The sequence below is a fragment of the Burkholderia torrens genome (genome assembly GCF_984668525.1).
Map to the genome: position 1 here is coordinate 12580 of NZ_OZ480212.1, position 11783 is coordinate 24362.

General features: G+C 69.2%; 9 protein-coding genes. 5 read left to right on the top strand and 4 right to left on the bottom strand.

What is annotated here, in order from left to right:
• The first annotated feature begins 159 nt into the window (after positions 1-159).
• The 4 genes from hpnD to AC5LXX_RS16425 are packed head-to-tail and all read left to right on the top strand — an operon-like array spanning position 160 to position 4971.
• Positions 160-1008: a presqualene diphosphate synthase HpnD gene (gene hpnD / locus AC5LXX_RS16410; protein ID WP_493412261.1), complete on the top strand. Its 849-nt coding sequence runs from the start codon at positions 160-162 to the stop codon at positions 1006-1008.
• 13 nt (positions 1009-1021) lie between these two features.
• The gene (gene hpnE, locus AC5LXX_RS16415; protein WP_493412262.1) at positions 1022-2275 is read left to right on the top strand and encodes a hydroxysqualene dehydroxylase HpnE; all 1254 of its coding nucleotides are present in this window, start codon (positions 1022-1024) and stop codon (positions 2273-2275) included.
• A gap of 11 nt (positions 2276-2286) precedes the next feature.
• Positions 2287-4260, top strand: a complete 1974-nt coding sequence (gene shc, locus AC5LXX_RS16420; RefSeq protein WP_493412263.1) for a squalene--hopene cyclase — start codon at positions 2287-2289, stop codon at positions 4258-4260.
• Positions 4261-4314: 54 nt separating this feature from the next.
• Positions 4315-4971, top strand: a complete 657-nt coding sequence (locus AC5LXX_RS16425) for a phosphorylase (RefSeq protein ID WP_493413449.1) — start codon at positions 4315-4317, stop codon at positions 4969-4971.
• 101 nt (positions 4972-5072) lie between these two features.
• Here the strand turns inward: AC5LXX_RS16425 and AC5LXX_RS16430 are convergent, their stop codons facing one another.
• Together AC5LXX_RS16430 and hpnN are read right to left on the bottom strand one after the other, a co-directional pair.
• Positions 5073-6068, bottom strand: a complete 996-nt coding sequence (locus AC5LXX_RS16430; RefSeq protein ID WP_493412264.1) for an MlaA family lipoprotein — start codon at positions 6066-6068, stop codon at positions 5073-5075.
• Complete coding sequence (gene hpnN, locus AC5LXX_RS16435; protein ID WP_493412265.1) at positions 6061-8694, bottom strand: hopanoid transporter HpnN; 2634 nt, start codon at positions 8692-8694, stop codon at positions 6061-6063. Before hpnN ends, AC5LXX_RS16430 begins: the two co-directional genes overlap by 8 nt.
• A gap of 311 nt (positions 8695-9005) precedes the next feature.
• On the opposite strand from hpnN, the gene AC5LXX_RS16440 reads away from it, so the two are divergent.
• Complete coding sequence (locus AC5LXX_RS16440) at positions 9006-9602, top strand: MlaC/ttg2D family ABC transporter substrate-binding protein (RefSeq protein WP_493412266.1); 597 nt, start codon at positions 9006-9008, stop codon at positions 9600-9602.
• Positions 9603-9694: 92 nt separating this feature from the next.
• On the opposite strand, the gene AC5LXX_RS16445 is transcribed toward AC5LXX_RS16440, so the two are convergent.
• Positions 9695-10339: a response regulator gene (locus tag AC5LXX_RS16445; protein ID WP_059238338.1), complete on the bottom strand. Its 645-nt coding sequence runs from the start codon at positions 10337-10339 to the stop codon at positions 9695-9697.
• Positions 10340-10371: 32 nt separating this feature from the next.
• Complete coding sequence (locus AC5LXX_RS16450) at positions 10372-11754, bottom strand: cache domain-containing protein (RefSeq protein WP_493412267.1); 1383 nt, start codon at positions 11752-11754, stop codon at positions 10372-10374.
• Between the last annotated feature and the right edge of the window lie 29 nt (positions 11755-11783).

Below are 11783 nucleotides of genomic sequence, written 5' to 3' on the forward strand. Positions count from 1 at the left end.
AAGATTGCTATACTTTCGCCCAATTCCGGCTTCCGGCCGGTAATTTGTGCCTGTCTGCGTCGATCGTTCGCATATCTCGCACGCATTTGACACCCTGACCATCCCAGCCGGGCATGGCTTCTTCAATCGCCCCGCGTGGGTGTCTCCGTGGAGCTCGTCTTGGCCGTTTCCAATTCCGTCGTGGACGAACAAGAAACCGACGCCGCTGCCGTTACATCGGGCAGTTCTTTCTACCTGGCGATGCGCATCCTGCCGGCCGTGCAGCGCGATGCGATGTTCCAGGTCTACGCGTTTTGCCGCGCGGTCGACGACATCGCCGACAGCGACCTGCCGCGCGCGCAGCGCAACGCGGGCCTCGATCGCTGGCGCGCGGACATCGACGCGTGCTTCGCGGGCCGACCGCCGCGCCACCTGGCTGCGCTCGACCGCGAGATCCGCGCGTTCAACCTGCAGCGCGCCGATTTCCACGCGATGATCGACGGGATGGCGATGGACGCGGTCGAAGATATCTGCGCGCCCGACGAGCCGACGCTCGACCTGTTCTGCGATCGCGTGGCGAGCGCGGCCGGCCGGCTGTCGGTGAGGATTTTCGGGATGCCGGAAGCCGAAGGGATCACGCTGTCGCACCACCTCGGCCGCGCGCTGCAACTGACGAACATCCTGCGCGACATCGACGACGACGCGGCGATCAATCGCTGCTATCTGCCGCGCGAGCTGCTCGAGCGCGAAGGCATCGCGATCACCGATCCGGCGACGATCGTGCGCGATCCGGCGCTGCCGCGCGTGTGCGCGACGCTCGTCGAGCGCGCGCTCGAGCACTTCCGCCAGGCCGATGCCGTGATGGATACCTGCCCGCGTGCGCAGGTGAAGGCGCCGCGCATCATGTCGGGCGCATATCGCTGCATTCTCGAAGCCGCGATCGCACGCGGCTTTGCCGCGCCGCGCGCGCCGCTGCGCAAGCCGAAGGCGCGCATGCTGATGATCGCCGCGCGCTACGCGCTGTTCTGAACCGGCCGAGTCGATGCCCAGAACCGTCCACGTGATCGGCGCCGGACTCGCGGGCCTGTCGGCCGCGGTCGAGCTGCAGCGCCGCGGGCGGCGCATCGTGCTCCACGACGCGCACGCGCATGCGGGCGGCCGCTGCCGCTCGTGGTTCGACGGGACGCTGAACTCGACGCTCGACAGCGGGCTGCACACGGTGTTCGCGGGGCAAGCGGCGACGCAGCGCTACCTGCGCGCGATCGGCGCGGCCGACCACCTCGCGGGGCCCGCGCTGCCTGAATGTCCGGTCGTCGACATCGCATCGCTGCAGCGCTGGACGCTGCGCTTCGGCAACGGGCGCTGGCCGTCGTGGCTGTTCGACGCCGCGTCGCGCGCGCCGGGCACGACACCGCTCGACTACCTCGCGCTCGCGCCGCTCGCGTTCGCGCGCACGGGCCGCTCGCTCGCACAGACGATGCGATGTGACGGCGTGCTGTGGGATCGTTGGCTGCGGCCGTATTTCCTCGGTGTGCTGAACGTCGAGCCGCGCCACGCGAGCGCCGAGCTCGCGCGCGCCGCGCTGTGCGGCACGTTTGCCGCGGGCGGGCCCGGCAGCCGTCCGCTCGTCGCGCGCCACGGGCTCGGCAGCGCATTCGTCGAGCCGGCACTGCGGATGCTGCAGCACGGCGGCGCGCAGATCCGGCTGAATTCGCGGCTCGACGCATTCGAATTCGGCGTGCACGGCAACGCGGTCGATGCGGTTTCGGCCGGCGGCGAGCGCATCGATCTCGCGCCGGGCGACGCGGTCGTGCTGGCCGTGCCGCCCGAGGTCGCGCAGCCGCTCGTGCCCGAACTCACCGCGCCCGACACGTTCAGCGCGGTCGTGACCGCGTATTTCGCGGTCGAAACGCCGGCCGGTCATCCGCTGCAGACGACCGTCGTCAACGGGGTCGTCGATGCGGTGCGCACCGGCGGCGGCCAGCTCGCGGCGACGATCCGCGACGCGGGCCGCTGGCTCGACATGCCGCGCGACACGCTCGCGCGGCGCATCTGGGAAGACGTCGCGCGCGTGACCGGCGCGAACCCGGAAACCATCCCCGCGTGGCAGCTCGTCGTCGAGCCGCGCGCGGGCTTTGCGGCGGTGCCGTCGCAGGAAATGAAACGTCCGGCCGTGCGTACGCGCTGGACCAATCTCGTGCTGGCGGGCGACTGGATTGCCACCGGCTTGCCCGCCACGATCGAGGGCGCGATCCGTTCCGGCCAGCTGGCTGCGGACGTGCTCCAGACACAATAAGAGAGGGACCGATGAACGATCTCACCGAAATGGCTACCTTGTCCGCCGGCGCCGTGCCGGCCGGCGTCGACGCGGCTGTCGCGCGTGCGACCGACGCGCTGCTGGCCGCGCAGCAAGCGGACGGACACTGGGTCTACGAACTCGAAGCCGATTCGACGATTCCGGCCGAATACGTGCTGCTCGTCCACTATCTCGGCGAGACGCCGAACCTCGAGCTCGAACAGAAGATCGGCAACTATCTGCGCCGCATCCAGCAGGCCGACGGCGGCTGGCCGCTGTTCACCGACGGCGCGCCGAACATCAGCGCGAGCGTGAAGGCGTATTTCGCGCTGAAGGTGATCGGCGACGACGAGAACGCCGAGCACATGCAGCGCGCGCGCAAGGCGATCCACGCGATGGGCGGCGCCGAGATGTCGAACGTGTTCACGCGCATCCAGCTCGCGCTGTACGGTGCGATTCCGTGGCGCGCGGTGCCGATGATGCCGGTCGAGATCATGCTGCTGCCGCAGTGGTTCCCGTTCCACCTGTCGAAGGTGTCGTACTGGGCGCGGACCGTGATCGTGCCGCTGCTCGTGCTGAACGCGAAGCGCCCGATCGCGAAGAACCCGCGCGGCGTGCGCATCGACGAGCTGTTCATCGATCCGCCCGTCAACGCCGGCCTGCTGCCGCGCCAGGGCCACCAGAGCGCCGGCTGGTTCGCGTTCTTCCGGGTGGTCGACCATGCGCTGCGCGCGGTCGACGGTCTGTTCCCGAGCTATACGCGCGAACGGGCGATCCGCCAGGCCGTGTCGTTCGTCGACGAGCGCCTGAACGGCGAGGACGGCCTCGGCGCGATCTATCCGGCAATGGCCAACGCAGTGATGATGTACGACGTGCTCGGCTACGCGGAAGATCATCCGAACCGTGCGATCGCGCGCAAGGCGCTCGACAAGCTGCTCGTCGTGCACGAGGACGAAGCGTACTGCCAGCCGTGCCTGTCGCCGGTGTGGGACACGTCGCTCGCCGCGCATGCGCTGCTCGAGACGGGCGATGCGCGCGCGGAAGAAGCCGTGCTGCGCGGCCTCGAATGGCTGCGTCCGCTGCAGATCCTCGACGTGCGCGGCGACTGGATCTCGCGCCGCCCGCACGTGCGGCCCGGCGGCTGGGCGTTCCAGTACGCGAACGCGCACTACCCGGACGTCGACGATACGGCCGTGGTCGTGATGGCGATGGACCGCGCGCAGAAGCTCAAGCAGTCGGATACCTATCGCGATTCGATGGCGCGTGCGCGCGAATGGGTCGTCGGCATGCAGAGCAGCGACGGCGGCTGGGGCGCGTTCGAACCGGAAAACACGCAGTACTACCTGAACAATATTCCGTTCTCCGATCACGGCGCGCTGCTCGATCCGCCGACGTCCGACGTGTCGGGCCGCTGCCTGTCGATGCTGTCGCAGCTCGGCGAGACGCCGCTGAACAGCGAGCCGGCCCGCCGCGCGCTCGACTACATGCTGAAGGAGCAGGAACCGGACGGCAGCTGGTACGGCCGCTGGGGGATGAACTACGTGTACGGCACGTGGACCGCACTGTGCTCGCTGAACGCGGCCGGCCTGACGCCGGACGATCCGCGCATGAAGCGCGGCGCGCAGTGGCTGCTGTCGATCCAGAACAAGGACGGCGGCTGGGGCGAGGACGGCGACAGCTACAAGCTGAACTACCGCGGCTTCGAGCAGGCGCCGAGCACGGCGTCGCAGACGGCGTGGGCGCTGCTCGGCCTGATGGCGGCCGGCGAAGTGAACAACCCGGCGGTTGCGCGCGGCGTCGACTACCTGATCGCGCAGCAGAACGACGAAGGCCTGTGGGACGAGACGCGCTTCACGGCGACGGGCTTCCCGCGTGTGTTCTACCTGCGCTACCACGGCTATCGCAAGTTCTTCCCGCTGTGGGCGCTGGCGCGCTACCGCAACCTGAAGCGCGGCAACACGACGCGCGTCACGGTCGGGATGTAACGCGTGGGCGTGTCACGACACAACGGCGCATTGCCCGTCATCGCGGTGACGGGGATGGCGTTCGAGGCACGCATCGCGCGCGGTTACGGCGTCGAGGCCGTGTTCGCCGCGCGCGCCGACCGGCTCGAACGGGCGCTGGCCGACGCGACCGCACGCGGTTGCGCGGGCATCGTCAGCTTCGGCACGGCGGGCGGGCTCTCGCCCGACCTGGTGCCTGGCGCGCTCGTGATCGCGAACGCGATCGACGGGCCGTTCGGCCGCGTGGAGACCGACGCGGGCTGGAGCACGCGGCTCGTCGCGTCGCTGCACGACACGCCGGTGTGGGCACGCGTCACGCGCGGCACGATCGCGGCCGTCGGCGCGCCGGTCGTCAGCGAACAGGAGAAGACGTCGCTGCACCACACGAAGGGTGCACTGGCCGTCGACATGGAGTCGCACATCGCGGCGGCCTTCGCGGCGGCGCGCGGCGTGCCGTTCGCGGTGTGCCGCGCGATCGTCGATCCTGCGTGGCGCACGCTGCCGCGTGCGGCGACAGCCGGCCTGCGCGACGACGGCAGCACGGCGATCCTGCCGATCCTGCGCGAATTGCTGAAGCAGCCTTCGCAGCTCGGCTCGCTGCTGCAGGTCGCCAGCGACGCGCGCGCCGCGCGCACCACGCTGATCCAGGCGCGCCACGCGTTCGAGCGGACGGGCGCGATGCGGATCGTCTGAGCGGGCTGCGCCGCTTTCCCCCTCTTCCCGTTTCGGACGGACAAAAAAAGAGCGCTGCATCATGCAGCGCTCTTTGCTTTTGCGCGGCCGCCGTTGCAGCGTTACTGCGCGGCCGGACTGCTTGCGGGTGCCGCCGGTGCGGCCGGAACCGTAGCCGAGCCGGACGACGCCGGCACTGCGGCCGACGCCGCGGCCGGTGCCGCAGCAGGCGCACTCGCGGGCATCGCATTGTCCGCACCCGGATCGTCGTACTGCGGCAATCCCGGCGCGGCCGGCGCATTGTTCGGCGCGGTACCCGATGCACCGCCCGACTCGCCCGGATCCTCGTAGTTCGGCAGCCCCGGCACGGCCGGCGTCGCGGCCGGCACGGCGCCCGATTCACCCGGCTCGTTGTAGGCCGGCAGCGCGGCCGACGACGACTGGCTGCGGTACGTCAGCGACTTGCGCTGCTGCAGGTACGCGTCACGCACGAACGAATACGGATCGAGCGCGGCCTGCTTCAGCAGGTCGGTCGCACCGAGCAGGTCCGAACGCGCGCTGATGAACTGCGCGATGTACATCGGGTTGCGTGCGGCCGGCTCGATGTAGTTCAGCAGGTTGAAACGCACGTCCACCGCGCGGCCGACGCCGTCGCGGATCGTGCTCGGCCCGAACACGGGCAGCACGAGGTACGGGCCGGACGGCATGCCCCAGCGCGCCATCGTCAGCCCGAAATCCTGGTGGTGCTTCGGCAGCCCGGCCGGCGTCGCGATGTCGATCAGGCCGGCGACGCCGAACAGCGAGTTCATCGCCACGCGCATCAGATCCTGCGTCGCATCGGTGATGCGCAACTGCAGCAGGTTGTTGGCCATGTTGCCGAGATCGCCGAGGTTCGAGAAGAAGTTGCTGATCGCGGTACGCACCGGCGTGGGCGTGACCTTCTGGTACCCCTTCGCGATCGGCTGCGCGATGTTCGTGTCGACCGTGTCATTGAACTTGTACATCGCCCGGTTCATCGGCTCGAGCGGGTCGTTGGGATTGCGGTTCGGTCCCGTCGCGCAGCCGGTCAGCATCGCGCTGGCGGCGACGGTCGCCGCAATGATTCGCACCTTATTCATTGATTCCTTGCGATTGGTTCTTGGCGCGTTTGACGCGCGGTTTGCCCATCAGGACGGGCTGGAACACCACGGCGCCGATCAGCGTGCAGGTCAGGGCCAGCGCGAGCAGCTTGCCCATGCTCGACGTGCCCGGATGGTGCGACAGCCACAGGCTGCCGAATGCGGTTGCCGTCGTCGCGGCGCTGAACAGCACGGCATGCGTGAGGCTCGAGTGCAGCAACCCCGTCTGCCCCGCGCGCCACGCCATCACGAAATACACCTTGAACGCGACGCCGACGCCGAGCATCAGCGGCAGCGCGATGATGTTCGCGAAGTTGAGCGGCATGCCGAGCACGACGCACATCTCGAGCGTCACGATGCCCGACACGAGCAGCGGCACCAGCGTGCGCAGCACGTCGCCGAAGCGGCGCAGCGTGATCCATAGCAGGACCGTGATCGAGATGATCGACCACAGCGCCGCGTGCAGGAACGCGTTGATGATGGTGTCAGCCGAATGCAGGATCGAGATCGGCCCGCCGGTCGCGCCCGGCTCCGCGGCCTTCACCGTCTTCGCGAAGCGGCGCAGCATCGTGTCGTCGTTCGGGTCGACGCCCTTCGGCACCTTCGGCGAGATCTGCACGAGCGCGTGGCCGTCCGGCGCGACCCAGTCGTGCACGAGCTGCGGCGGCAGCGATTCGCGCGTGACGTCCTGCGGCTGCAGCAGCGACGCGAGCTGGTTGAGCGCGATGCGCAGCGTATCGCCGAACGCGCGTTCGGCGCGGTCGCGCGTCGCGGCGTCGGCGGCCGCGAGCTTCGCCAGCGATGCGGACAGGTGCTGCGCGGCAGCCGCGCCGGGGCCCGGGTGATCTTCGGCCGCATAGCCCAGCAGGTCCGACACGCGCTTGAGCGCGGCGACGCGCTGCGCGTCGGTCGCGGGCGGCGCGGCCGGCTGCGTCAGCGCCGGCAACAGGTTGCTTGCGGCCGCGGCGATCGCCGCGCGCTTGGCCGGCTGGTCGGCGGGGATGAAGGTCGACAGCGTGGTCGTGCGGCCGACTTCGGGCAGCGCGTCGAGGCGTTTCGCGGCCGCGTCCGCTTCGGCGAGCGACGGCGCGAGCAGCGTCACGTCGTTGACGGCGGCTTCCGGCGAATCCTTCAGCGCGAGCAGCGTGGCCATCGATTCGCTGTTCGGATCCTTCAGGTGCAGCGGATTGAAGTCGAAGCGCAGGAACGCGAGCAGCGGCAGCGCGCCGATCACGACGACGAGCGTGCCGATCAGGATCGGCTTGCGATGGCGATCGAGGTAATCGTCGACCGGTGCGAGCCACGGGAAGCCCGGCGTCTTCGATTCGCCCGGCGGCGCGAACAGGCGCAGCAGCGCCGGCAGCAGCGTGATCGTGGTCAGCAGCGCGACGAACATCCCGACGCCCGCGATCAGCCCGAGCTCGGACACGCCGCGATACGCGGTGGGGATGAACGAGAAGAAGCTCGCGGCGACGGCCGCGGTGGCCAGCGCGAGCGGCATGCCCATCGAGTGCGCGGCGCCGATCAGCGCGTGATCGATACGCGGATCGCGGAAGCGTTCCTCGCGGTACTTCACGCCGTACTGGATCGAGAAGTCGACACCGAGGCCGACGAACAGCACCATGAACGCGACCGAGATCATGTTCAGCGAGCCGACCATCGCGAGGCCGAGTGCCGCGGTCACGACGAGGCCGACGAACAGCGTGACGAGCACCGAGCCGATCATCCGCTTCGAGCGCAGCGCCAGCCACAGGATCACGAGCACGGCGAGCAGCGTGAGCGCGCCGTTGAGCGCGGCGCCGTCTTCGACCGATGCGAATTCGTCGTCGGCGAGCGGCTGTTCGCCGGTCAGGCGCACGGCCGCGCCGTAGCGCTTCTCGAGGTCGAGCGCACGGGCCGCGTCGCGGATCACCTGGCTCGTTTCCGCGCCGGCCTTCAGCGCGCCGTAGTTGACCACCGGCTGCACGGTGACGAACGCGCGCGCGGGCTGCCGCGCGGCATCGTTGTCGACCAGCGCGCGCCACGAGAACGCGGCCGGCTTGCCGGCCAGCACGTCGTCGACCGTCGCCGCGCTGCGCGCGAGCAGCTTCGCCATCGTGGGCAGTTTCACCTGGCCGGTCAGCAGCGGCTGGCCGAGCGTGGTGGCCAGTGTGGTGGCGAGCCCGGTCAGGCTCGGGTTCTTCGCGAGTTCGTTGACGAGCGGGCGCGCGCTCGCGAGCTGCGACGTCGTGTCGGAGACGTCCTGCGGCGACAGGAACAGCAACCCGTTGTGCTCGAAGAACGGCCCGCCGCCGGGCTCGGCGACCTGGCCGATGCGGCCGGCTTCGGCGTCCTTCTGCAGCGCTTCGGTCAGCGCATGCGCGGCGGCATTCGCGAATTCGGGCGCGGGCGCCTCGACGACCGCGAGGATCGTGCCGTTGCGCTGGGGGAACGCCTTGTCGACGGCCTGGCCGAGCGCGGCCCATTGCGGTTCCGCATCGACGAGCTTGCTGATGTCGGTGTTGATCTTGAAATGCTGCGCGACGTAGACGCCGCTGACGGCGGCGATGACGAGCGACAGGACGACGACCCAGACGGGGCGGCGCACCGACCACGCAACGAGTCGGACGATGAGAGATGTCACCATGTGGCGGTGGGGAGCGGCTGGCAAGGGCAAAGTAGCCAAGTATACCGGCGCGGCGTGGCGGCGGTCGTGACGTTGGGGAGATTCGGGGCGGGAAGGATATTTGCTCGCGACGCTGGAATCGGATTGCGCGGCCGGTTCATTTGTATGGGGATATTTACATAATCGGCGCGGGGCTGCGTTGCGTGTGACAAATGAAGCTGAAAGGTAACAGTCGGTCACCGCACGGCAACCGGGCTTCAGGCCCGGTATACTTTGCTCCACCGGCCGATGCAAAGAGCCGGCCGTCTTTTCCCATCGAGTGCGAAATTCGTATGAAACGTCATCTGTTTGCTTTCGTCGCGGCCGCCGCCGTGTCGGTTTCCGCTTTCGCGCAGAGCGCGCCGGTCGACATCGTCCGCAATGCGGTCGAGGGCACCGTCAATGCGATGAAGGCCGATCCGGCCGCGCGCGGCGGTGACATGGCGAAGGTCTCGGCCGTCGTCGAGCAGCGCTTCCTGCCCGCGACCAACTTCGAGCGCACGACCCGCATCGCGGTCGGCGACGCATGGAAGCAGGCCACGCCGCAACAGCAGCAGGAGCTGTACAAGCAGTTCAAGCTGCTGATGACGCGCACCTACGCCGCGTCGCTCGCGCAGCTCGGCAGCCAGGACGCGAAGTTCTCGTTCAAGGCCGGCGGCGCGTCGGGCGCCGACGCGCTCGTGCAGTCGACGGTCTCGACGCCGGGCGACAGCCAGTCGGTCGGCTATCGTCTCGGCAAGGTCGGCAACGACTGGAAGATCTACGACATCGACATGTCGGGTGCGTGGCTGATCCAGGTCTACCAGGGCCAGTTCAAGAGCCAGCTGGCGTCGGGCGGGATCGACGGCCTGATCGCGTACCTGCAGAAGCACAATTCGCGGACGAACTGACGGCCGTTGCAAGGCCGCAGTCCGAATGCATGAAGGGCGCCCACGGGCGCCCTTTCTTCATGGTGGCGCGTGGCCTGCGCACGTGTTCGCGCCTACCGCCGCCGATGCTCGACCGCGAACTTGATCAGCTCGGCCTGCCCTTCGATCTCCAGCTTGCGCTTCAGGTTGAGCCGGTGCGTTTCGACCGTGCGCACCGACAGCCCTGTCTGCTGCGCGATCTGCTTGCTCGACAACCCTTCCGCCAGCGCATCGAGGATGTCGCGTTCGCGCGGCGTCAGCCGGTCCAGCGGTGACGCGGTCGCGCTCGCCTGGATCATCCGCGCGGCGAGCCCTTCGCTGAAGAACGTCTGCCCGGCCAGCACCGCGCCGATCGCGCGGACGATCTCGCTCGCGGGCGAATCCTTCAGCAGGTAGCCGCTCGCGCCGGCCCGCACGGCCTGCGTCACGTATTCGACGTTGTCGTGCATCGACAGCATCAGCACGCGGATGCCGGGAAAACGATCGTGGAACACGCCCGCGAGCGTGATGCCGTTCATCCCGTTCATGCCGACGTCCATCAGCGCGAGGTCGGGTTCGAGCGACGCGGCGAGCGCGAGCGCCTCGTCGGCGTTGCCGGCTTCGCCGACCACCGACAGGTCGGCCGCTTCGAGCCGCATCCGCAGGCCGTCACGCACGAGCGGGTGATCGTCGACGAGCAGCAGTCGGGCGGCGGGCCGGGCGGTGTCGGGGGCGCTCATGCGTGAAAGGTCTCCTGTCATGGGGCGTATCGTCACGCCGCACTGCGCAGCGGCACGCGCGCGGCAACGATCGTGTGGCCGACCTGCGACGTGATCGACAGCATGCCGCCGAGCGCGTCGAGGCGCTCGCGCATGTTGCGCAGGCCGATGCCGCGGCGCGCGTCGGCCTGCGAGCGTTCGGCGTCGAAGCCGCAGCCGTTGTCGGCGATGGTCAGCGTGACGAAGTGCGCACCGACGTCGAGCGTGACGGCCGCGCGCGATGCGTGCGCATGATGCACGATGTTGCTCAACGCTTCCTGCGCGATCCGGAACAACGCGGTGTTCACGGCCTCGGGCAGCGGCTGCGTGCCGCTGTGCGCAACCTGCGTATAGCCGATGTCGATGCCGCTTTCGGCGCCGAGCTCGCGCACGAGCTGTTCGAGCGCGGCCGCGAGGCCGAGATCGTCGAGCATCGACGGACGCAGCGCATGCGAGATACGCCGCACTTCGCGCAGCGTGTCGCCGAGCCGACCGACACCCGACGCGAGCGCCTGCTCGGCCTCGGGCACGCGCGACGTGCCGCGCTCGAAGCGCGCGAGTGCGGATTCGAGCATCAGCTTCGCGGACACCATCATCTGGCTGATCCCGTCGTGCAGCTCGCGCGACAGCCGCGCCCGCTCCTGCTCCTGCGATTCGACGACGCGCTGCGCGAGCAGCTTGAGCTTCGCGTCGGCGCTGCGCGACTCGCTGACGTTCAGCACCAGGGCGCACACGGCGATCGCCGCCGCGCCGGTCAGTGCGATCGCGGTGAGCCAGCTCATCGTGCGCTCGATGTTCGCGGACGCGCGCGCGTCGATGCGTTGCAGCGCGGTGTCGACATCGTCGAGATAGATGCCGGTGCCGACCATCCAGCCCCAGCGTTCGAGCGCGACGACGTAGCCGAGCTTCGGCGCGACGCGGCCCGTGGACGGCCGCTGCCATGCATAGCGCACGTAGCCGCCGCCGCTCGACGCGGCGCCGATCAGCTGCTGGATCGTCAGCGCACCCTGCGGGTCGCGCATCGACCAGTAGTTGTGGCCGACGCGTTCGGGCTCGCGCGGATGCATCAGCGAATTGCCGTGCAGGTCGTACACGAAGAAATAGCCGTCCGGGCCGAAATCCATTTTCTGTAGCATCGCGAGCGCCTGCGTGCGCAGCAGCGCGTCGTCGCGCGCGTTGCGGCCGCTCGCGTCGTAGAGCGGCATGATCGCGCTCGTCGCGAGCTCGACGTAGTGCTTCAGCTCGACTTCCTTGCTCGACAGGTACGCGGCCTGGATCGTCGCGTGCTGCGTACGCGCAAGCGACGTAGCCTGCTGGCGCACGCCGAAGCCGATGCCGGCGATCGCGAGCAGGAACGGCACGATGGCCAGAAGGAAGATCTTTGCCTTGAGTCTCATGGTGGTGCGAAGCGGCCGCGAACCGGCGC